This window comes from Nonomuraea sp. 10N515B, from assembly GCF_052245915.1.
Lineage (GTDB): Bacteria > Actinomycetota > Actinomycetes > Streptosporangiales > Streptosporangiaceae > Nonomuraea.
Genome location: NZ_JBQQBQ010000005.1, coordinates 359425 through 381097, shown reverse-complemented (window position 1 = coordinate 381097; position 21673 = coordinate 359425). Strand labels below are relative to the sequence as shown.

The following is a 21673-nucleotide window of genomic DNA, read 5'->3' as shown; positions in this document are numbered from 1 at the left end:
GATCAGGCCTCCAGTACGGTGACGAGATTGTGCTGCAGGCACGGCCCGCCGGCGGCGTGGGCGACGGTGCGGCGGGCATGGCCATCGAGGATGCGTTGCGCCGCCTCGCCGATCCGGATGAGCCCGGTGGCCATGACGGGGTTCGCGGCCAGCGGCCCGCCCGACGGGTTGATCACCGTGTCGCCGGTCAACTCCAGCGCCTCGCGCAGGATGATCTCCTCGTGCGGGAACTGGGCGTGCAGCTCGGCCACCTCGACGGGCCCCTTGCCCACCCCGGCGGCACGCGCGGCGTCGGCCGCGGAGGCCGACCGGGCCAGGTCGCGCATGCCCAGGTAGTGAGGCTCGATCCGATGCGCGATGCCCCTGATGTAGGCCGGACTGGCGGACAACTCACGGGCCAGGTCGCCGGTCGCGAGCACGATCGCGGCCGCGCCGTCCGTGATCGGCGGCACGTCCGTCTGTTTCAGCGGCTGGACGGCGAAGTCCTCGTCCTCCGGCTCGGACAGGTCCAGCGCGTACGGGTTGGCGCGGCCGTCGGCCCGGCTGCGGCGCACGATCTCGTCCAGTTCCTTCCGGTCCGCGTCGACCGCGGCGGCCTGCAGCGCGGCGTAGGAGAGCTGGTCGAGGCCCAGCGGAGCCAGGTAGTAGGGGTCGAGCTGGAGCGTCATGATCGTACGCAGGTCACCGAGCGACGACTTGCCGAAGCCGTAGACCAGGGCCGAGTCGACGTCGCCGTGCTGGAGACGCACCCACGCCTCGTACAGCGCCCAGGCTCCGTCCATCTCCACGTGGCTCTCCGAGATGGGCGGCCAGGCGCCCAGCGCGTCGAGCGCCGACACGAACGAGAACGGCGCGCCCGCGAGATAGTCGCAGCTGCCCGAGCAGGTGAAGCCGAACCGCTCCAGCCCGGTGCGCCGCTTGACCTCCTTGATCACGGGCAGGATCAGCTCGGGCTCGGTCAGGCCGGTGTCGTGGGGGGTGTGCCGCGTCTGGGCGAACGCGACGATCGCGACCTCTCTCATGACAACTCCACGTCGGGCTCGCCGGTGGGGGCGAACCAGCGGATGTTCGCCATGGACGCCGTGCGCTCGCTCTCGGGCACCCACACGGCCTTGACCCGCATGCCCTGGCGCACCTCGTGCGCGGGCACGTCGCCGGTCAGGGCGATGATGGGAATGTCGGCCCCGTCGAGCAGGATGTACGCCGACACGAAGGGCACTTCAGGGGCCCGCGGGTCGGGCAGGTTGTTGATGGCGAATGTGGTGATCGTGCCGGTGTCGGGAAGCTCGAGCGTGTCGGGGATGGCGTTGCCGCATTCCGGGCAGGCCGCGCGGTAGGGGACGTACACCTTGGCGCAGTGGTCGCAGCGACCGCCGAGGAAGACACCCCGCTCGATGCCCTCGAGGAAGACGCGGAGGGCGCCGCCTGCCTGAAGGCGGTACTCGGCACGCACCTGGGAGACGATCTGCGTGACCTCGGGGACGAAGTGCGCGATGTCGGTGATGTGCCCGGTGGGCTGGTCACGCCATACGGGCCAGACCCGCATCCCGGTCTTCATCACCTTGATGTGCTCGGGACACACCGCGTGCACCAGCGCCGTGTCGGCGCCGTCGAGCTGGATCAGCGCCCAGGCGAAGGGCCGGTCCAGCGGATGACCGTCGAGGGGCTCGTGTACCCACGACCACGTGGTGACCGTGCCGACCGGGCCGACCTCGACGTACTCGCCGGTGACCGGCTCGCCGGTGGCGGGGTCGTACTCGAGGGGCGGCACCAGCACCCGGCCCTCCGCCGTCCGCGCCCCCACGATGCGGCGGGCGCGCAGCTCGCTCAGGAACCGGCCGACCACCGGCCCGGTCGAACGGGTGTAACCGCCGGGGAACTCCAGGACGTGCTGAGCGACCAGCGGATCAGATGGCACGGTCGTGTCCCTCCCAGTAAGGGGCGCGGAGTTTGCGTTTGAGCAGCTTGCCGTTCGGCTCACGGGGCATCTCGGCGATGAAGTCGATGCTCTTGGGCCACTTCATCCGGGCCAGCCGGCCCTCCAGCGAGGCCAGCAGCTCCGCGGCCAGCTCCGACCCCGGCTCGACACCCGCCGCCGGCTCGACCACGGCCTTGATCTGCTCGCCCCACTCCTCGTCGGGGATGCCGAACACGGCCACGTCCGCCACCTTCGGGTGGATCATGAGCTCGTTCTCGATCTCGGCCGGGTAGATGTTCGCGCCGCCAGAGATGATCATGTCGGCCTTGCGGTCGCAGAGGTAGAGGAAGCCGTCCTCGTCCAGGTATCCGATGTCGCCGACGGTGAAGAAGTCCTTGAGCCGGTTCGCGGCCGTCTTGGCGGGGTCGCCTTTGTACTCGAACGAGGCGCCCATCATCTTCATGTAGATCGTGCCCGTGGCGCCGGTGGGCACCGGCTCGCCCTGCTCGTCCACGATGAGCAGCTCGCTGATGGGCCAGGCCTTGCCGACCGTGCCCGGATGCGTCTTCCAGTCCCCGGGCGTGGCCAGGGTGCCGCCGCCCTCGGTGGCCGCGTAGTACTCGTAGACGCAGTCTCCCCACCAGTTCAACATCGCCCATTTCACGGGGATCGGACAGGGGGCGGCCGCGTGGATCATCCACCTGAGCGAGGACAGGTCGTACTGCTTGCGGGTCGGCTCGGGCAGCGCGAGCAGCCGCTTGAAATGCGTCGGCACCAGGTGGGAGTTGGTGACGCGATGCCGCTCGCAGAGCCGCAGCAGCTCCTCGGCGTCCCACTTGTCCATGTAGACCAGCGTGTGCCCCATGTGCAGGGCCGTGCCGCCGAACTGGGTCACGGCGGTGTGGTAGCAGGGCGAGGTGACCAGGTGGGCGTTGGGCCGGCCCGGCGTGATGCCGAACAAGCCGAGCAAGAACGTCATGAGCTCAGCGGAGTCGTCCGGATCCAGGCCGCTCAGCGGGCGTTTGACGCCTTTGGGCTTGCCGGTGGTGCCCGACGTGTAGTGCATGGTGGCGCCGGCGGTGCGATCGGCAGGCGTGCTGTCGGGCCGTCCGTCGGTCAGCTCACTCGCCGCCCGGAATCCCGGCCCTTCTCCGAGGAGGAAGCGGCGGTCCGGCTCGATGGCCTGCGCGCCCTCGGCCCCGGTCGCGGCGAAGCGGGGATGGACGAAGAACGCCTTGGCCTCGCTGTCGGAGACGATGTAGGCGATCTCCGAGCCGGTGAGGTGCCAGTTGACCGGCGTGTAGTACCAGCCGGCCTGCATCGCGGCCAGGTAGAGCACCAGGCCGTCGGCGCCGTTGGGCACCAGGCCGCAGATGCCGTCGCCGGGCTTGAGCCCGAGGTCGCGCAGGCCGTGGACGAGGCGGTTCGATCGGGCCAGGAGCTCGCCCGCGCGGTGCTCCGTACCGTCGGGATCCACGGCCGCGATCCACTCGGGATCCGCCTGCGCGAGCCTCCAGAAACCGAGCGTGCCCATATGCACTCCCTCGCGGCGCCGGCAAAAAACAGGAACCTGTTCTCGTTCGCTGGTGGGAGCGTATCCTGGGGCCGAAGTGCGTAGCAAGCGCTTGATTAGAGACTTCGGAGGCATCCGTGGAGCTTCTGCCGATCAGCACCCCCCACTGCCGAGTGGAACGCGACGGCCACGTTCTCATCGTCACCATGAACCGGCCGGAGGCCCGCAACGCGCTCTCCTCGGACATGCTGATCGGCTTGGCCTCGGCATGGGCGTACGCGTCGGCGGAGCCCGGGATCAGGGCGGCGATCCTGACGGGCGCGGAGGGCACGTTCTGCGCGGGCGCCGACCTCAAGGCCATGGGACAGCCGTCGGCGGACCCCGAGGTCCAGGCCAGGGCCGCGCAGATCCCCAACTTCCACTGGAAGGGCCTGCTGCGGGAAGACCTGCCCACCAAGCCGATCATCAGCGCGGTGGAGGGCTACGCGGTGGCCGGTGGGACCGAGCTGCTGGTGGGCACGGATCTGCGGGTGGTGGCGGAGTCGGCCACGCTGGGGTTGTTCGAGGCCAAGCGCGCGCTGTTCCCCATGGGCGGCAGCGCCGTCCGGCTGCCCCGGCAGATCCCGTACTGCCACGCCATGGACCTGCTGCTGACGGGCCGCGCGGTCACGGCGGCCGAGGCCCTGTCGATGGGGCTGGTCAATCGCGTGGTCCCGGACGGCCAGGCGCTGGCGGCGGCCCGCGAGCTGGCCGACGACGTGGCCGCCTCCGGCCCGCTGGCGGTCCAGGCGATCCTGCGCACGTACCGGGACACACTGGGGCTTTCCGAGCCGGAGGCCCTGAAGGTCTCCGACGACCTCGGATGGCCGGTCATCGGCTCGGAAGACGCAAAGGAGGGCACGCGCGCTTTCCGCGAGAAGCGCGCGCCGCGCTACGAGGGCCGTTGAGGCCGGCGACGGTCCCCGGCTCCGGCCGGAGACCGTCGCGCTCAGTCCTCAGTGATGCGGGACAGCCGGTCGAGAGCCTCGCCGTACTCCTCCACCAGCCCGAACACCACGTCCTTCGTGGAGCGGACCTGGTTCATCACCCCGATGATCTGCCCGGCGGGGAAGGTCGCCAGCTCGCTGGCGTCCGAGCGGCCGATGCGCCGCAGCGCGTCCGAGACCAGCATGAACTGCAGCGGCATCGGCAGCGTCCCCGGCGACTCCTCCGACTCCCACGCCTCCGTCCACTCGTTCTTGAGCAGCCGCGCCGGTTTGCCGGTCCAGCTGCGCGAGCGGACGGTGTCCCGGGAGGTGGCCTCCAGGATGCGGCGCTTGGCCATCTCCGGGGTGTCGGCCTCCTCGACCGTGAGCCACAACGAGCCCGTCCAGACGCCCTCCGCGCCCAGCGCCATCCCCGCCGCCATCTGGCGGCCGTTGCCGATCCCGCCGGCGGCCAGGACGGGGACGTCCACAGCGTCCACCACCTGAGGGATCAGGACCATCGTGGAGATCTCACCGGTGTGACCGCCGGCCTCCGTGCCCTGGGCGACCACCACGTCCACCCCGACCTCGACCTGCTTGAGCGCGTGGCGGGGCGTGGAGGCGAGGGCGGCGACCTTCACCCCGTGCGCGTGGGCCAGGTCCACGACGTCGGCGGGAGGCGGGCCGAGCGCGTTGGCCAGGAGCGCGATCGGGTGGCGCAGGGCCACCTCGACCTGCGGGCGGGCGGTGGCGTCCGTCCAGCCCAGCAGGACCTTGCCGGCGTCGGCGTCCGAGGACAGGGGCGGCACGCCGTGCTTGGCCAGGAGGTTCTCGACGAACGAGCGGTGCCCGTCGGGGATCATCGACTGCAGGCGGCCCACCAGCTCCTCGGGCGCGAACTCGGCACCCTCGTAGGAGGCGGGCATGACGACGTCCACGCCGTACGGCTTGCCGTCCACGTGATCGTCGATCCATTTGAGCTCCATCTCGAGCTCTTCAGGCGTGAAGTAGAGAGCCCCGAGCACCCCTATACCGCCCGCGCGGCTGACGGCGGCCACGACATCCCTGCAGTGGCTGAAGGCGAAGATCGGGAGCTCGATTCCGAACATGTCCGTGACACGTGTCCGCATGAGCCGACGATAAGTCGCGCACCCACCAAACTGCAACGCGTTCTACTCTAGAACCTTTGGTCGGTTCGTCAGATGGAACGGGTTCTAACGCGGCATCCTGCGCCACAGAGCGCGGGGCAGCAGCCGCATGACCACGAAGATCGGCCCGAGCGCGCGCGGCACCCAGACGGAGGACGTGCCCTCACGCAGCGCCCGCACCGTGGCCGAGGCCACCTGCCGGGGTGTGGAGGACAGCGGGGCAGGGGTGAGCCCTTTCGTCATCCGGCCGATCACGAAGCCCGGCCGCACGATCAGCACCCGGGCGCCCGACCCGTGCAGGGCGTCGCCCAGCCCTTGAGCGAACCCGTCGAGCCCGGCCTTGGCCGAGCCGTACACGAAGTTGGCCTTGCGGACCCGCGCGCCCGCCACGGACGACAACATCACCAGCGTGCCGTGTCCCTGCTCGCGCAGCACCCTGGCCGCGTGCAGCCCCACCGACACGTGGGCGCCGTAGTTGACCGCCACGTCCCGGGCGGCGGCCGCCGGGTCGGCGTCGTAGTCCGCCTGGCTCCCCAGCACACCGAAACCCGAGATCACCACGTCGAGATCGCCGACCAGCTCCACCGCCTTGTCGAAGACGGCGCCGTGCCCGTGGACGTCCAGCGCGTCGAACGGCAGGACATGGACCTCCGCGCCCAGCGCGGGCGGGACGAACTCGCCGCGCACGGCCAGCACCACCCGGCTCGCGCCCTGGGCCACCAGCAGCCGGACGATCTCCAGGCCGATCTCGCTGCGTCCGCCGAGCAGCAGCACGGTGTCGACGGCGCCGAGAGCGTTCTTCACAGCCGGAGCCTCCTGGCCAGGTCGGAGCGGAACAGCCCGGCGGGATCGGCCTCGTCCCTGATCCCCCGCCACTGCTCCAGCTCGGGATACATCGCCGCCATCATGTCAGCGCGCAGCCTCGAGTCCTTGGCCAGGTAGACCCGTCCGCCGGCCTCGGCGACCTGCCGGTCGAAGCCGCGGAGCAGGCCGGCGAGGCCGCGCTGCCCGACGGGGATGTCCAGGGCCAGAGTCCAGCCTGGCATGGGGAAGGACAGCAGCCCGCCCGACTCCGGCCCGAACCTCTTGAGCACGGTGAGGAACGACACGGTGCCGTGCGCCGACAACGACCCGACGATGTCGCGCAGGGTGTCCTCCGCGCCGAAGGGCACCACGAACTGGTACTGGACGAAGCCTCGCGAGCCGTAGACCCGGTTCCAGTCCTCGACGAAGTCGAGCGGGTGGAAGAACGGCGCGATGCCCTGCACGATGGTCCGGCGCCGCGGCGCCTTGCGATACCAGACCTCGTTGAACGCGCGCACGCTCAGCCTGTTGAGCAGCCCGCCGGGCACCCATACGGGCGCCCGCAGCAGCGCGCCCGGCGCGAAGGCCGGCGACTCCTTCCCTTCGGCACGTGGCAGGTGATCGCCCCTGGTGAGCACGCTGCGCCCCATCGCACGGCCGCGGGCGAGCAGGTCGATCCAGGCCACCGTGTAGCGGTAGCGGTCGTCGGTGGCCGCCATGGTCGCCAGCGTCTCGTCCAGGTCGCCGGTCCGCTGCACGTCCACCCGCATGAGGGCGGTCTCGACGGGCACGCAGGCGAACGTGGCCTCGGCGATCACCCCGGTCAGCCCCATGCCGCCGACGGTGGCCCAGAAGAGCGGATCGCCGGGGCGCAGCGTGCGGACCGTCCCGCCGGCGGTCACCAGGGTGAGCGAGCGGACGTGCGTGCCGAAGGAGGAGTCGCGGTGGTGGTTCTTGCCGTGCACGTCGGCCGCTATGGCACCGCCGACGGTGACGTGCCGGGTGCCCGGGCTGACCGGGACGAACCAGCCCCGGGGGACGAGTGCCGTCATCAGGTCGTGCAGGCTGACCCCGCCGGAGGCGGTCACCAGGCCTGCCGCCTCGTCAAAGGTCCACGCATCCAGGCCGGTGCAGTCGAGGACGAGGCCGCCGGCGTTCTGTGCGGCGTCGCCGTACGACCTCCCCAGGCCGCGCGCCACCGCGCCCCGCCGTGGCGCCGAGGCCACCAGCTCGCTCAGGTGCTCGACGGAACGGGGCCGCGCGAGCGTGGCCGGCGTGGGCGCCGTACGCCCCCAGCCGGTCAGGAACGTCGTCATGTGTAGATCCCCAAGGCCACCAGCACGATCAGCCCGGCGGCGAACAGCAGGGTCGGCCGGTCACGGGCCGCCAGCTCCTCGGGCTCCTCGCCCCTCCCCCGGTCCACCAGCAGATTATGCCTGAGCACGAGCAGGAGGAACGGGATGATGCTGAGCCCGTAGAAGAGGTCCGCGTGCGCGTTGAGCGCCCACAGGCAGTACGTCACGATCATCGCGCCCGAGCACATGATCCGGACCTGGGCCAGGTAGGCGGGAGAGTAGGCGGCCAGCGTCGCGCGGGTCCCCGTCACGCCCTGGGTCCGCAGCTCCGCCTCGCGCTTGCCCACCACCAGTTGCAGGGCCGCCAGCGAGATGACCACCAGGAACCATCCGGTCACCGGCACGTCCACCGCCACGGCCCCGGCGTAGGCCCTGATCACGTGGCACCCGGCGACCGCGATCAGGTCCACGACCTCCTGGTGCTTGAGCCACACCGTGTACGACAGCGTCAGCGCCACGTAGCCGGCCACCACGGCCGGCGACTGCCAGCTCCCGGTGAGCGCGGCCACCGCGGGCGCCAGGATCAGCAGGGCGACGCCGGTCACCCGGGCCGTCCGCACGGACACCGCACCCGCCGCGATCGGCCGGTGCCGCTTACGCGGGTGCAGCCGGTCGGCCTCCACGTCGGCGGCGTCGTTGAGCAGGTAGGCGCCGCTCGCCGCCAGGCAGAACGCGACGAAGACCAATAACGTCGCGAGCAGGCTGCCCGGCTCGCCCAGCACCCCGGCGGCCGTGGGCGCGGCCAGGACCAGCACGTTCTTCACCCATTGGCGCGGCCTGGCCGCTCTGAGTAACGCGAGCGCGGGCGCGGCCGTGCGGGGCCGCGACACCACGCCTTGGCTCATGAGGTCCTGCGGCCGCGCACGGTCAGGAAAACGCCTCCCACGAACAGCACGATACCGACCACCGCGAGCACAATCGGCAAGGTGGTCCTGATCAGGTTGATCTGGCTCTTGCCTTCGCGTGCGCTGGTGACGAGTTCGTTGACGGTCTCGTCGGTCATCTTGGCCGTGGCCACGAAGGCCTTGGAGCGCTCGATGCCGTCCTGGCTCTTGAGCACCTCGTTGCGCTGCTGCTCCTGACGGACGGGGGCGCCGGTGGTGGGCTCGATCCAGTAGGTGACCGTGCCGGAGTAGACGCGGTTGAGCTGCACGTCACCGGACTCGCCCATGCCGAACAAGGCGGCGGGCACGTTCAGGGTCTCGGTCTGGGTCTCGGGGACGACCTGCTCGAACTTGTAGGTGTTCAGGCCGTTGACCTGCTCCTCGCCGACGAACTTGGCCTCGAACGCCTTGCCCGCGCTGGAGTTGAAGACCAGGTGGGTCTTCTTCTCCACGTCGAACGGGAACTTGTAGATCTGGCCCTGCAACTGCACCGGAGCCTTGTCGATGCTGACGCCGCAGCAGTTGAGCCCGACGCCGGAGCGCTTGTCGAAAGCGCTGCGCCGCTCGGTGAAGTTGATGCCGGGCTTGCCGTTGGTGACGTCGTTCACGGCGGTGAACTCGTCCCACACGACCCGGTCGCCGGACGCCTCCTTCACGTCACCACGGGTGGTGACGATGATGTCGAGGTCGGCGGTGAGCACCTTGCCGTCGGGGATGCTGAAGTACTGCGCGCCGGTCGCCTGGAGCTTGGTGATCCCGTAGTGGTCGCCCGCGGCGGCCATGAGCGCGGGCGCCACCTGGAGGCGCATCAGCGGAGCCAGAACGATGAGGAATGCCCCGACGGCGATGAGGACGCTGCCTACGACGACCCGGTTCATCGACCCTCCATGTGCAGGTGCACGGACGCCTGTCTGGGTGATTAAGTAACTGAAACTAGTTCCTACTCGCCGGTATGTTATTGCGGTGAGTGACCGACGTCACCAGGGATGCGGAAACGTGACCGAAACAGGTTCTACATCGGCGGGGGTGCCCGCGGTCTCCGGACACCAGGCGTCTCTCGATGGCATACGTGCGGTGGCCGCGTTCGCCGTCCTGGTCTTCCACGTGGCGATGGAGGCGGGCACGGCGCTGGAACCGGGTTTCCTGGGTGGCGTGTTGTCCAGGGGCGAGATCGGCGTGCCGATCTTCTTCACGCTGTCCGGCCTGCTGCTCTACCGCGCTTGGGCCGCCGAGGTCCTGATCGGAGACCCGGCTCCCAGCAAGCGCCGCTACCTGTGGAGGCGTTTCCTGCGCATCATCCCCGCCTACTGGCTGGTGGTGGCCGTGGCCCTGCTGCTGTGGGGCGAGGTCCACCGGTCGGATCCGTGGACGTGGGGGAACATGTTGTTCCTGGTGCATATCTACGACACGAACCCGTGGTGGTTCGGCCTCGGGCCCAAGGGGCTCGGGCAGATGTGGAGCCTGGCGGTCGAGCTGACGTTCTACCTCACGCTCCCGCTGGTAGCGGCCGCGTTGCGGGGGTTCGCGCTGCGGGCGGGACCGGACCTGGGCGCCAGGGCCAGGCGCCTGCTGATCGGGCTGGTGGCCATGGCCGCCGTCTCCTACGTGTACACGATCTTCGAGTATTTCCCCGAGTACCGGCCGTGGATGAACGTGTGGCTGCCGCGCTCGTGGACGTTCTTCGTGCCGGGCATGGCGCTGGCAGTACTGACCGTCTGGGCCCGGGCGGATGACGGCCGCATCCGCCGCCTGTGCGCGGCCCTGGCCTCCTCGTGGGGCACGTTGTGGCTCATCGCGGGGCTGGCGTACCTGATCGCCGCCACCCCGGTGACCGGGCCGCGCTTCGTCGGTCTGGGCGGCATCTGGACCGCGTTCTACGAGCAGGCCCTCTACACGGTCATCGCCTTCTGTCTCGTCGCGCCCGCGGCCCTGGAGCCGGAGCGCGCCACGCCGGTGCGCGCGCTGCTCGGCGGGCGTGTCATGAGCTATCTCGGCCGGATCTCCTACGGCGTCTTCCTGTGGCAGTTCGTGGTCATCTACCTCTGGTACGACTTCACCGGCCAAGAGCCGTGGTCCGGCAACCTGCTACTCAACCTGGCCGCCGTCGGCGCCATCACGGTCGCGCTCTCCGGGCTCACCTACCGCTACGTGGAGGAGCCCGCAAGGCGGCTGATCCGCTTCATCCCTCAGAGCGCCGGAGGGGCCGGTCCCGGCTCGCCGAAGGCCACCGCCCTCAGGCAGAACGCCTGACCCTGGCCGCCGGCCGCACTGATCCGCATGCCCCTGCCCGCCCCGTCGTGCGGGACGTAGAACAGCGCTCCCATGGCGCCGGTCGCGGGCAGCGTGGCCGCCCGCTGGGTGCCGCCGAGGTCCACCACGACCTGCACCGGCTGGGGACTGACGTACGCCATGGCCACCACCATGCCGGGACCGCCCAAGGACTCGACGGGGAAGACCCGGGCCGCCGGGTAACACTTCCTGCCCTTGACCGCGTCGAAGAAGGGCGCCACCCGGCCCACGAGGACGAGCTTGCCCGTGGCGTCGAAGACGTACGGCTCGGCCGACGGCTGCGGCTCGCGCATGCGCTCTCTGATCTCGGGGTCGGCCAGCGGCGCGAGCACGTAGGACGTCAGGCGGCGCGGCCCGTTCCAGGGTAGGACGATCTCCGGCGGCACGGGACGCGCGTAGATGTCGGCGTCCGGCGCGGCGGTGGCCAGCGAGGCCCGCGCGTTGTCCAGGTAGCGCCTGACCTTGTCCCCGCTGAGCGTGTCGCCGAAGGCGTTGATCGAGACCAGCGACACGGCCACGAAGGCGACGGTCAGCCCGCCCGCGGCCAGCGACAGCGTGCCAGGAACCGGCCTGCGGCGGGTGTCGTCGGGCTCGCCCTCGACCGGCTGCCAGGCCAGCGCCAGGCACAGGGCGACCAGCACCGCGGCGTCGGCGACGTACCTGGTCTCCGCGCCCACCAGGTCCCACGCGGTGGCCCGCGCGATCACGGTGGGCACCGCGTCGGCCACGACGACGTAGGCGGCCAGAATCGCCCACGCCCGCCACGCCCGCCTGCGATAAACGCACGTGACCACGACGAGTAACACGATCACGGCCCATGAGCCGATCACGGTGGCCTGGGCCGGGTCGGCCAGCCCTCCGGTGGCGGTGAGCCCGCCCCAGCGCAGTGGGCCACCGACCGCGCCCGTGGGGAAGGTCTCCCCCAGCAACCGGCGCAGCAGCCCGGGGACGATCTCGGCCTTCGGGCCGGTCAGCCCGTCGGAGCCGGCGCTGTCACCGCGCAGCCAGTACAGCACGCCGTACCCGGCCAGCAGCAGGCCGTGCGCCCACCAGACGGGCCTGCGCAGCTCCGTCAGCAGCGCGCGAGCCCACAACCCCTTGCCCAGGTAGGCGCTGGTGATCCCGAGCACCACGAAGGGGATGAACACTCCCTTCGTGGAGAAGGCCATCCCGACGGCGGTCCAGATGAGGGCGTGCCAGCGGCCCTTGCCCTCGCGGAGGTATCTGATGTGCGAGGCCAGCGCGGCGATCAGCGCGAGTTGCAGCGGCACCGCGTTGAGCGCGGCCGACCACCAGCTCATCGCGGGCACGGTGAGCGGGGCGAAGACGTAGACGGTCAGCGCGGCGAGCACGACCGCGCGGTCCCCGAACAGCCGCCGCAACAACACGAGGAACACGATCGAGGCCGCCGCCTGGAGCGCGAGGGTGACGAACGAGACCAACACCCAGGTGTACGGTGCCACCGACGTGAGCACCCACACCAGGGCCAGCGCGCCGGGCATCAGATGGCCCTTGTGCACCCGGGTCAGGTACTCCCAGGTCAGCCCGCTGTCACTGGCGCCGGCCACGAAGAGGAAGTCGTCCTCGACGAAGTACGCCTTGCTGAATACGCCGGCCTTGAAGACCAGCGAGACCAGGATGAGCAGCAGGCCGACACCCATGACGGGCCCGGTGCGGATCGCGGGCAACGTGATCTGCACCGGCTCAGGGCGTCTGGCGTCGTCAGGCGGCGTCGTTTCGGTTTCGGAGCGCTCGACGTCCTCAGCCGGCGTCGCTTCCGTGCCGGAGCGCTCGACCTCCTCAGCCGGCGTCGTGCCCGCTTCCGACCGCTCGACGTCCTCGGTCTGCGTCGTTTCCGTGTCGGAGCGTTTGACGTGCTCGGACATCGTCATTTCCTTCCGCTGCAGTAAGCTCCGCGCCGTGGACACCCCCGAACCGTTCCGAGCGGATCTCGGCAGATCCGTCCGGTTGCTGCGTGCCTTCCGCCTGGAGCAGAGCGATCCGGATTTCTTCTACGGCACCCTGGCCAGTGACACGGTCGCCCAGCTGGCGACCTACACGGATCTGGCCGACGCCACGGTGGCCGACGTGGGGGGCGGCCCCGGTTACTTCGCCGACGCGCTGCGTGCCGTCGGCGCCCGGCCTCTGTGCGTGGACTGCGACGCCGGGGAGATGCGCCTGCGCGACGGGGTGCCGCCGCGGGACTCGATCCTGGGCAGCGCCCTGGACCTGCCCCTCGCCACGGGCTCGGTGGATGTGTGCTTCTCGTCGAACGTGCTTGAGCACGTCCCCGACCCGCTCAGGATGGCGGACGAGATGGTCAGGGTCACCCGTCCCGGCGGGATCGTCTACCTGTCGTACACCGTCTGGCTCGGGCCGTGGGGCGGCCACGAGACCTCTCCCTGGCACTACCTGGGCGGCCACTACGCCGCCCGGCGGTACGCGCGCAGGCACGGCAAGCCGCCCAAGAACGTCTACGGCGAGAGCATGTACGCCATCGGGGTGGCCAAGCCGCTGGCCTGGGCCCGCCGGTGCCGCGACGCGGAGATCCTTGATGCGATCCCTCGCTACCATCCCCGCTGGGCCCGGCATGTCGTCCACCTACCTGGCATCCGCGAGCTGGTCACCTGGAACCTGCTCCTCGTCCTGCGCCGCAGGTGAGCGCCGCCGCATGAGCCAGATGGCGGTCACCACACAGCCGGCGCCGAGCGCGCCGCCGCCCACCGGCGCGACCGTTCCCAGCAGCAGGATCCAGCGGCGGTAGGCGGCCGCGGTGTTCAGCGCCGCCACGACGTCGGTCTCGGCGGTGCGGAACGCCGCTTCCAGCGCGGTCAGCCGGCCCCGCCCGTCGGCCGTGACCAGCGTCTCCTTCACCTCGTCCAGTGTCTTGATCGGCTGGCCGCTGACCGGCTCCACCCAGTACGTGCGGCGGATCTCGGCGTACCGGCCCAGCCCGACGTCGCCCTTGCCCGGCAGCCCCAGAAGGTGGCGCGGCAGCGGCGCGGTCTCGCCGGGGAGGAGCCGGCGCGGTGTGCGCTGGACGTAGCGGTAGGTCTCGACGCCGCGCACCCGCTCCACCCCGTCGAACGCGGCCGTGACCGGCTGGCGCAGCCGCAGGTCGAACAGCGTGTAGTCGCGGCGCTGGGCGTTGAAGGGCCAGCGGAACGCCTGTCCCGACTGCTCGATCGAGGTGTCCTCGTCCAGGTATTCGGCGCAGCAGTTGACAATGGCGCCGGTGCGGCGGTCGAAGGCAAGGCGCCGCTCGTGGTAGTCCAGCCGCTCGCCGTCCCGCGTGGCCATGGAGATCGACTCGCCCCACACCGCGCGGTCGTCGTCACCGGCCAGCACATCACCGATCAGCCACCGGGTCTGCACCAGCTCCCCCGCCGCCGGCCGCATCGTGGCCGGGTCCAGGTAGGTCGCAGACTCCGCCACCGACCTGGTCATGCTCTGCTGCTCCAGCGGCGCCTTGAGCAGCTGGCCGTACACATACAGGCGGGTCAGGGGGATGAGCGTCAGCAGGAAGGCGCCCACGCCGGCCAGCACCAGCGCGAGGTTCCTGCGGCTCATGACGTTCACGGTCGCGGCACCGCCTGTCCCGGCGTCACGTCGCCGATGCAGACGCCTGGCGGCATGTCGTGCACGACGATGCGGTCGGCGCCCGGCTGGGCGAGCATGAACACCTTGCCCAGGCCGGAGCGCAGTTGCACGTCAACGGCGCGCTCGCCCATCCAGAACGTGATCTTCGTGTCCGCGCGGGCGGCGTACCCGAGCTTGACCAGGGTGCCCTCCAGGCGGCTGACGCGATTGTCCAGCGGCACCTGCACGGTTCCGTTGGTGACCGGCCAGCACCGGTCCCGCGTCGTGGGGGCGAGCGGGATGCCCTGGACGTCCACGGGCCGCAGGTGGCCCTGGTCGTCGAAGACCATGCCGCCGAGCGCCGCGGGCGGCGCCTGCATCATGGCCCGGAGCTGAGGCGTGGCCATGGCCCCCAGCACCCTGGAGGTCAGGCTGTAGGTCTTGTAGCCCGCCGGCTGCACGTCGGACGGCACGAGCCGGTCGTAGATCACGGTGCCGGGCGCCGCCTTGACCAGGTCGGCCCGTGCGTTCTCGATGTAGTGGTAGCGCCGGTCCGCGCCCAGGTAGCCGGTGAAGAGCGTGACCGTGACCAGCGACGCGCCCACGAACAGGCCGAGCGCCGCCCCGCAGATCCCGCTCACCCGTTCCCTGCCGGGCAGCATCCTCCGGTACGGCTCCGCCTCACCGGGAAGCGGCAGCAGCACGAGCCCGACGACCAGCGCGATCAGCGGTACGGCGTCGGCGACGTACCGCGTGTCCGTGCCGGCGAACGAGCCGAGCAGGTGAACCCGGCCCCACAACACCGGCAGGGCGTCGGCCACGAGGACGTACCCGAGCAACAGCGCCCAGGCCAGACCCGCCCGCCTGCGGTAGTACGCGGTGACCGCCACCAGGGCCACGAGGGTGACGAGGGAGGCGATCACCACCGGCAGCGGCGGCGAGGCCACTCCCCAGTCGCCACCCGCGAACCACCGCCACGGGCCGCCGAGCACGGTGGTGGCGAAGGTCTTGCCGAGCAGCTCCCACAGGAATCCCGCGGCCTGGTCGAAGATCGGCAGTGCTCCGGTGTTGGGCGACGAGAGCGCCCGATACACGTAGAGAGCCCCGAAACCCACCAGCACGAGCAGGTACATCGACCAGGCGACCACGTACTTGCGTAGCGCGGCGCGCAGACCGCCGTGATAGATCACCGTCAGCGCGAGCAGCACCAGCGGCAGAGCGAACCCCTTGACGAAGCCGAGCAGCCCGAACAGCACCCACAACGCCGCGGCCACGGCGTGCCGGAGCCGCCCGGTACGCAGGTGCAGCCAGTGCGAGGCGATCGCCATGGGCAGGGCGATCTGCAGGAAGACGGTGTTGAGCGCCGCCGCCCACCACACGAGCGCCGGCACGGTGATCGGCGCGACGAGGAAGACCAGGAGCGGCGCGAGGATCGCCGGCCGCTCGCCGAACACGACGCGGAGCATCCGCAGGACGGCGAGGGCGGCACAGGCGTGCAGCACCAGGATCCCGCCGGCCGCGTACCCCCAGCCGAAGGGCTCCAGCCTGGACGTGAGCCAGGCCAGCAGGAAACCGCCCGGCATGAACTGGCCGAAGTGGATCCGGGTCAGGTAGTCGAAGGAGAGATCGTTCTCCATCGCCCTGGCCACGAACTCGAAGTCGTCCTCCTTGAAGTAGGAGCTCTGGACGATGGCCGTCTTCCAGGCCAGGGCCGCGGCGATGAGCACGAGAGCGGCCAGCAGGACGCCGTGTCGCCGCGCCCACCGGGACGCCGCCCCGGCGCTGCGGGCCATCGGCCCCGGGATGGTGAGGGCGAACCCGGTGCGCGGCTTGGTGGTCTCGGTCATGACACGCTCGTCATGGTCGGGCCGCCCGCGGCGACGGGTACGGGGATCTCGATCCGCTTGGCCGGCGCCCGCCTGGCGGGGACCTCGGCGAGCAGCTGCGCCAGCAGAGGTAGGCAGAGCAGCTGCGGCCACAGACCGCCCACACCCGCGGCGACCAGCACCGCGGCGGACAGGTAGAGGGCGACACCGGCCGGCGGGCCCAGCAGGAGGCGCCCACGGGTCCGCAGGCGCCCGTGCTCGGCCTCGCGCAGCGGGCGCAACCGGGTTCCGAGCGCATAGACCACGCCGACGACGCCCGCGCCGGCCGGTCCGCCGACCCAGAACCCCAGGGCGACGGTGAAGGGCAGGACATGGGCCGGGCGCAGGCGAGCGGGCCGGATCGGCGCCAGGTGCCGCGGGGGCAGGCCCGTTCTCGCCAGGGCGAGGAGCGCCACCAGCAGCGCCAGGGCGCCGCCCGCGGCCAGCCCGGCCCGGTAGGCACCGTCGGGCTCGTAGGTGAGCGTGACGGTGCCCACGGTGTACTCGGGCAGGAACCACGCCTGCCGCCAGCCGTCGAGCCGGACGGGTTTCAACTCGACCGCTCCCAGCTTGGCCCGCCACCCGGCGTTGAAGTTCTCGTTGACGACCAAGTAGGAGTCGACGGTGACGCCGACCTTGACCACGCGCTCGGCGGCGTCCCACGACTGCACGGCGACGTCGTTCATGTCCACGGGGTTCATGTCCAGGGCGGCGGCGCGGACGCCCGGCTGGGGGCTGACGATGGCGGACTCGATGCGGTAGGACTCTCCAGGGCGTACGGACATGCGGGACTGACCGGCAGCGAGCCGCTGCGGCTCGCAACTCCTGAACGTGATGGGTTTTCCGATGACCACGTCGTTGAGCGTGCCATCGACGACCTCGGTGTGCACGGCGTCGCCGTCAATGATGAGCGTCGGGCCGAACCCGCAGGGCATCCTGAGCGGGAAGCCGGTCAGCGCACCGAGCGGGCGCACCCCGGGGAAGGCGATGTCGCTGATCTCGATGGAGCGGCCGCCGGACGCGCCGAACTCCAGCTTGACCTTCTGGGCCTCCATGGCGGGGAAACGGATGAGGCCGTCCTTACCCACCCAGCTCTGCCGCACCCCGCCCTCGGCCCGGATCGTCACCCGGATGGGCGGGGCGCCGAGGTAGGAGTCGGGTGTGACGACGCGGATCTGCGACAGCCGCGTCCTGCGGGCCAACTCGACGCTCAGCGTGGGCCGCGGGTCGAGCGGATCGGCGAACCAGGCGGTCTTCGGGTCCCCGTCGAACGCCCAACGGCCGGCGGCAGCGCCGTGCTCGACCGCGGTCGAGGACGCCTGCACCTTTATGGCGTCGCCGGGCAGCGTGCTGAGCCGCTCGATGGCGGTGCGCTCGGTGAGCACCGCACGGCCGGAGACGGCGTACGAGCCGTCCTTCCTGACGGTGAACGAACGGTCGAAGCCGTTGCCGTCGTCGCCGAGGACCTCGTGGCCCTTGGCGCAGCTCCAGGCGACGGAGCCCTTGACGCATCCGGGGACGTCACCGGTCCTGCTGACCGCGACCGAGACCGGCTCGCCCGAGCCTGCGCCCGGGTCGGGCACGGTGATCGACCGTCCGGCCTGGACGCCGGGGATGGTCAGCTCGGTGATCCCGACGCGGCCGCCGAGCCTGCTCTGCGGCTCGTAGCCGGTGGCGGTGACCTTCACGCGCAAGCGGCTGATCGGGCCACTCGGCACCACCAGCTCCTGCGGGTCCGCGGTGGCGCGTACCCGCTGGCGCAGCGAGCCGGTGTCGGTCTCCACCACCACTTCACTGGGCGGGGGGCCGATGGGCGCGTTCTCGAAGGTCACCTTGATCGTGGCGACCGTCAGAGGCTGGGTGAAGGTGACCTCCAGCCACTCGCCGACCGCGCCGTTCCAGCCCGTGGACCGCCAACTGGTCCGCCGGTCGCCGTCGAGGGCGGCGAAGGGCTGACGGCCGGGCTCCCTGGAGCGTGGGGACGCCGTGACATCGGCCTCGGAGCTGGACGCCGTGACCTTCGCGATCCCGGTGAGCGTCGCCGTGGCCAGGTATTTCTCCCATCCGGGATCGAGGATGTCGTTCGACGGCAGGTCGCCGCGGAACGGCTCGTCGGCGGTGAGCGTGGCGCTGGCGTTGCGGCGCAGGTCGGGGTAGGAGAGCTCGCGGCGGCGCAGGGTGTCGGTCAGCACCGTGTCGCCGGCGGGCACCTCGACCTGGCCCTGGTCGTCGTTGAGCAGGACCGGGCGGTCATCGTCCAGGAGGCCCTGCTCGGCCAGGTCGAGCAGGGCCTCGGGGGCGCCTCCCACGCGGAGCGGGCGGGTGGCCTCGACGGTGCCGACGAGCGGCGCGGCGTCCGCCACCTTGTAGATCTCGACCGCGTGATAGGGCTGGTCCACCCAGGCGGCCGCCTTGCCGTACTGGCCGATGCCGACGCCGGGCCCCATCTGGGCGGCGAGCGAGATACCGGGCGAGTCCTCGAGTGCCTGGTGCACGCGGATCGGCCAGGCCGTGCCGATGGTGGCGCGGTCCAGGTCGTTGCGCACCACCAGGTACGTCACTCCCATGCGGCGCAGCGTGGCCGTGAGCCCCGCCGATCCCTTGCCGGTGGACAGGCGCTCGTCAATGGCGGCCATGAGCCGCGAGATGCCGGCCGACCCCCACGGCACGATGGTGTGCGTGGCCCAGCGACCCTGCGAGAGCGCCTGCAGCGGCTCGTCCAGGGGCCGCCCCCAGAGGTACTCACCACGTTTGGCGCCGGGCACGGCCAGGACCATCCCGTCTCCGGCGTTGCGCCCCAGCCAGGAGACGGTCTGCTTCCAGTAGTCGGGGATCGCGGTGAAGCCGCCGGCCGGCGCGAGCCCCGCGTACAGGATGGGCAGGGTCGACAACCCCATCAGCCCGGCAGCGGCGACGGTCAGCGGCGTGCGCCAGCGCAGCCGGACCAGGGACAGCAGCCCGGCGACGCCGAGCGCCACAGGCAACCTGACCAGAGCGTCGAACTTGTGCAGGTTGCGGAAGACGGCGAGCGGGCCGTCCAGCAACTCGACCATGAGCTCGTGGTGGGGCGTGCCCGGGTGGCCCGTCGTGATGACGGCGACGCCGCACAGCAGGCTGATCAGGAGAAAGGGCCGCTCGGGCAGCCTGCGGAGGGTGAGGCCGGCGAAGCCGAGCGCCGCCACGGCCGCGGTGATCACGATCAGCCACGGAACCGTGGACTGCTGGTTGGCGTCGGGCAGCCAGGTCTGCCCGTCCACCGTCAGGAAGCTGAGCCAGCTCGACGTCCCGCGCAGCGCGTTGACCAGCGACGTGACGCCGGTCGTCGCGCTGGCCGTCTCGATGAAGGGCAGGAAGGAGAAGATGTAGCCGCCCAGCGTCAGCAGCGGGGCGGCCCACCACATCGACGCCAAGGCGATGAGCGCCAGCCACCATGCGGTCAGCCGCCACTTCTCCAGCCCGCCGCGCCTGGTGAGCAGGTACAACAGCGGGACGACGAGGACGGCGGCCTCGGCCACGGCGTTGACTCCGCCGCAGGAGAGGAAGGCGAGCGCGGACAACGCGGCCGCCCGGCGCGGTGACAACTCCCGCCTGGCCCCTTTGACCAGGGGGAGAACAATCCACGGCAGGACGGCGCTGGGCAGGAACTCCGAGGAGTTGATGCCGATGAGCGCCTGGGCGTGCGGCGCGAGCGCGTACACGAAGCCGGCGAGCACGCGGGTGAGCGGGCCGCCGATGCCGAACGCGCGGGCCAGCTGGACCACGCCGAGGAACGCGGTGCACAACACCAGCGACATCCACAACCGCTGGACCGTCCAGGCCTCCATGCCGAGTTCGAGGCCGAGCGCGTAGAACGGGCCCATCGGAAAGAGGTAGCCGTAGGCCTGGTTCTGCAGGTGGCCGAAGTAGGCGCCGTCCCAGAGGTGCAGGGCCCGGCCGAGGAAGCCCAGCGGGTTGACCGCCATGTCGAGCTTGGTCTCGGGGATGATCTTCTCGGCTGAGGTGTTGAACGCGATGGCGCCGAGCAGGAGGCAGGATGCGAGCAATCGCAGCCTGTGTCTGATCCGTGTCTCGTAGCTCTCGGCGGTGGACTCCGCGAGCTCCCCCCGGAGTCCAGGCGAGGCTTGGGTCACTGATAGGCTCCGCCGCAATCTTGGAGTTTTGCCAGGATAAGTCCGGTTATGCTAGCCCCCGTTCGAGCCCACGTAAATTCCCGCGCCCATGCGCGGCAGGCGTCGGCCACCTCTGTCCGGCGGGCCGGGTCCGACAACTCCTTGAGCGCGCGTTCGACGACGTCCGGCAGGGTCTCCCCCTCACGCACGAGCCATCCGGTGACGCCGTGGCGTACGGAGTCGCGCAGCCCCGCCACGTCGTAGGCCACCGTCGGCACCCCGAGCGCGGCGGCTTCGATCACGGTCAGCCCCCAGCCCTCGAACTCCGAGGCCGTCACATTGAGCCGCGCGGCGGCGAGCAGCGCATTCTTGCGTTCCTCTGACAGGAATCCGTGCAACACGACCCGCCCGCACAGCCCCTTGTCCGCGACCTGCCTGGCCAGCGGGCCCTGCTCGGGTCCGCGCCCGATGACGTGCACGGTCAGCCGCGGCCAGGCGGCGTGCAAATCGGCGGCCAGGTCCACGACCCGCTCGATGCGCTTGTGCCCGACCAGGCGCCCGGCGTACACGATCGCGGGGTCGCCATGGCCGGACTCTGGCGGCCCGCTCTCGGGCGCGGCACAGCCGTTGGGCACGATGGCGATCGCCGCGAGCCAGCGCAGCCTCTTGACCAGCTCCTGCTTGGACGACTCCGAGACCGTGATCGTCAGGCAGTTACGGTAGAGCAGCCGGGCGACGGGCCCTTCGATGAAGCAGCCGATCCTGGCCAGCCACTGTGGGAGGAAGGCGTGGAACTGCCGGTCGTGGACGTGGTGCACGAGGCAGAGCACGGGGGTGCGGCGGCGTACCACGAGCGGTGAGAAGAAGGGGATGCCGTTCATCGTGTCGATCACGATGTCGACCGAGCGCCGGTGGAACAGCAGCCAGAGCGGCACCAGCAGGTAGACCAGATAGGGATTGCCCATCCTCCGCACCTGGATGCCTTCCAGTGCCTCGCCGGGGCGCTGCCCCCGCTGGCGGCCGGTCACGAAGACGACCGAGGCTCCTTGAGCCAGCAGGAACCGGCTGACCTGCCAGGCGTACTCCTCTGCGCCGCCGGCGGTCGACTGCCGGGGCTCGCGAAAATTCAGCATGGCGACGCGGACCCCCGCGAGCGGCTGCTCGTCCCCCGAGGAAGAGGTCAGCGCTGCCAGGCCTGCCGCCTCGGCCCGCTGCTCACCGGTAAAGACCACCGTCACTCCTCG

General features: G+C 70.9%; 16 protein-coding genes. 3 read left to right on the top strand and 13 right to left on the bottom strand.

The annotated features are described in order from the left end of the window. Positions 1-2: 2 nt before the first annotated feature. Genes ACTWQA_RS10110 through ACTWQA_RS10100 form a run of 3 tightly spaced genes read right to left on the bottom strand, consistent with a single transcriptional unit; the run spans position 3 to position 3452 of the window. Positions 3-1022: a thiolase domain-containing protein gene (locus tag ACTWQA_RS10110; protein ID WP_443158992.1), complete on the bottom strand. Its 1020-nt coding sequence runs from the start codon at positions 1020-1022 to the stop codon at positions 3-5. Continuing rightward, positions 1019-1918, bottom strand: coding sequence for a Zn-ribbon domain-containing OB-fold protein (locus ACTWQA_RS10105; RefSeq protein ID WP_443158991.1), 900 nt, complete (start codon positions 1916-1918; stop codon positions 1019-1021). The genes ACTWQA_RS10110 and ACTWQA_RS10105 overlap by 4 nt, the downstream gene beginning before the upstream one ends. Next, entirely contained in the window at positions 1908-3452 is a 1545-nt protein-coding gene (locus tag ACTWQA_RS10100; protein WP_443158990.1) for an acyl-CoA synthetase, read from the bottom strand. Before ACTWQA_RS10100 ends, ACTWQA_RS10105 begins: the two co-directional genes overlap by 11 nt. 116 nt (positions 3453-3568) lie before the next feature. Here ACTWQA_RS10100 and ACTWQA_RS10095 point away from each other — a divergent pair, with 116 nt between their 5' ends. After that, positions 3569-4378, top strand: coding sequence for a crotonase/enoyl-CoA hydratase family protein (locus ACTWQA_RS10095; RefSeq protein WP_443158989.1), 810 nt, complete (start codon positions 3569-3571; stop codon positions 4376-4378). Positions 4379-4419: 41 nt separating this feature from the next. Here the strand turns inward: ACTWQA_RS10095 and ACTWQA_RS10090 are convergent, their stop codons facing one another. The 5 genes from ACTWQA_RS10090 to ACTWQA_RS10070 all read right to left on the bottom strand — a co-directional run bounded on the left by ACTWQA_RS10090 (position 4420) and on the right by ACTWQA_RS10070 (position 9465). Further along, entirely contained in the window at positions 4420-5526 is a 1107-nt protein-coding gene (locus ACTWQA_RS10090; RefSeq protein WP_443158988.1) for an NAD(P)H-dependent flavin oxidoreductase, read from the bottom strand. An 84-nt stretch (positions 5527-5610) separates the two neighbouring features. Further along, positions 5611-6348 (bottom strand): SDR family NAD(P)-dependent oxidoreductase, encoded by a 738-nt coding sequence (locus ACTWQA_RS10085; RefSeq protein WP_443158987.1) that lies wholly within the window; start codon positions 6346-6348, stop codon positions 5611-5613. Next, entirely contained in the window at positions 6345-7664 is a 1320-nt protein-coding gene (locus ACTWQA_RS10080) for an FAD-binding protein (protein WP_443158986.1), read from the bottom strand. Before ACTWQA_RS10080 ends, ACTWQA_RS10085 begins: the two co-directional genes overlap by 4 nt. Further along, a complete protein-coding gene (locus tag ACTWQA_RS10075) occupies positions 7661-8548 on the bottom strand; it encodes a decaprenyl-phosphate phosphoribosyltransferase (RefSeq protein ID WP_443158985.1) in 888 nt (295 codons plus the stop codon). The genes ACTWQA_RS10080 and ACTWQA_RS10075 overlap by 4 nt, the downstream gene beginning before the upstream one ends. After that, positions 8545-9465 carry a DUF3068 domain-containing protein gene (locus ACTWQA_RS10070; RefSeq protein WP_443158984.1) on the bottom strand — a complete coding sequence of 307 codons (921 nt, stop codon included), beginning with the start codon at positions 9463-9465 and terminating at the stop codon, positions 8545-8547. The genes ACTWQA_RS10075 and ACTWQA_RS10070 overlap by 4 nt, the downstream gene beginning before the upstream one ends. A gap of 118 nt (positions 9466-9583) precedes the next feature. On the opposite strand from ACTWQA_RS10070, the gene ACTWQA_RS10065 reads away from it, so the two are divergent. After that, positions 9584-10837 carry an acyltransferase family protein gene (locus tag ACTWQA_RS10065; RefSeq protein WP_443158983.1) on the top strand — a complete coding sequence of 418 codons (1254 nt, stop codon included), beginning with the start codon at positions 9584-9586 and terminating at the stop codon, positions 10835-10837. Here the strand turns inward: ACTWQA_RS10065 and ACTWQA_RS10060 are convergent. After that, positions 10774-12762 (bottom strand): ArnT family glycosyltransferase, encoded by a 1989-nt coding sequence (locus ACTWQA_RS10060; protein WP_443158982.1) that lies wholly within the window; start codon positions 12760-12762, stop codon positions 10774-10776. The two genes, ACTWQA_RS10065 and ACTWQA_RS10060, sit on opposite strands and share 64 nt — an antisense overlap. Positions 12763-12796: 34 nt before the next feature. On the opposite strand from ACTWQA_RS10060, the gene ACTWQA_RS10055 reads away from it, so the two are divergent. Continuing rightward, the gene (locus ACTWQA_RS10055) at positions 12797-13537 is read left to right on the top strand and encodes a class I SAM-dependent methyltransferase (RefSeq protein ID WP_443158981.1); all 741 of its coding nucleotides are present in this window, start codon (positions 12797-12799) and stop codon (positions 13535-13537) included. Here the strand turns inward: ACTWQA_RS10055 and ACTWQA_RS10050 are convergent. From ACTWQA_RS10050 to ACTWQA_RS10035, 4 genes are read right to left on the bottom strand one after another with little or no spacing between them, the layout of a single operon-like run. Beyond that, positions 13478-14446, bottom strand: coding sequence for a DUF3068 domain-containing protein (locus ACTWQA_RS10050; protein WP_443158980.1), 969 nt, complete (start codon positions 14444-14446; stop codon positions 13478-13480). The two genes, ACTWQA_RS10055 and ACTWQA_RS10050, sit on opposite strands and share 60 nt — an antisense overlap. Before the next feature lie 5 nt (positions 14447-14451). After that, a complete protein-coding gene (locus ACTWQA_RS10045) occupies positions 14452-16302 on the bottom strand; it encodes a hypothetical protein (RefSeq protein ID WP_443158979.1) in 1851 nt (616 codons plus the stop codon). Beyond that, positions 16299-20450 (bottom strand): alpha-(1->3)-arabinofuranosyltransferase domain-containing protein, encoded by a 4152-nt coding sequence (locus ACTWQA_RS10040; protein ID WP_443158978.1) that lies wholly within the window; start codon positions 20448-20450, stop codon positions 16299-16301. Before ACTWQA_RS10040 ends, ACTWQA_RS10045 begins: the two co-directional genes overlap by 4 nt. Continuing rightward, complete coding sequence (locus ACTWQA_RS10035) at positions 20447-21661, bottom strand: glycosyltransferase family 4 protein (protein ID WP_443158977.1); 1215 nt, start codon at positions 21659-21661, stop codon at positions 20447-20449. The genes ACTWQA_RS10040 and ACTWQA_RS10035 overlap by 4 nt, the downstream gene beginning before the upstream one ends. Between the last annotated feature and the right edge of the window lie 12 nt (positions 21662-21673).

Excerpts from the sequence above, each read along its gene's own strand:
- ACTWQA_RS10090 (WP_443158988.1), bottom strand. The coding sequence starts at position 5,526 with ATGCGGACACGTGTCACGGACATGTTCGGAATCGAGCTCCCGATCTTC.
- ACTWQA_RS10100 (WP_443158990.1), bottom strand. The coding sequence starts at position 3,452 with ATGGGCACGCTCGGTTTCTGGAGGCTCGCGCAGGCGGATCCCGAGTGG.
- ACTWQA_RS10075 (WP_443158985.1), bottom strand. The coding sequence starts at position 8,548 with ATGAGCCAAGGCGTGGTGTCGCGGCCCCGCACGGCCGCGCCCGCGCTC.
- ACTWQA_RS10080 (WP_443158986.1), bottom strand. The coding sequence starts at position 7,664 with ATGACGACGTTCCTGACCGGCTGGGGGCGTACGGCGCCCACGCCGGCC.
- ACTWQA_RS10060 (WP_443158982.1), bottom strand. The coding sequence starts at position 12,762 with ATGTCCGAGCACGTCAAACGCTCCGACACGGAAACGACGCAGACCGAG.
- ACTWQA_RS10070 (WP_443158984.1), bottom strand. The coding sequence starts at position 9,465 with ATGAACCGGGTCGTCGTAGGCAGCGTCCTCATCGCCGTCGGGGCATTC.
- ACTWQA_RS10110 (WP_443158992.1), bottom strand. The coding sequence starts at position 1,022 with ATGAGAGAGGTCGCGATCGTCGCGTTCGCCCAGACGCGGCACACCCCC.
- ACTWQA_RS10045 (WP_443158979.1), bottom strand. The coding sequence starts at position 16,302 with ATGACCGAGACCACCAAGCCGCGCACCGGGTTCGCCCTCACCATCCCG.
- ACTWQA_RS10050 (WP_443158980.1), bottom strand. The coding sequence starts at position 14,446 with ATGAGCCGCAGGAACCTCGCGCTGGTGCTGGCCGGCGTGGGCGCCTTC.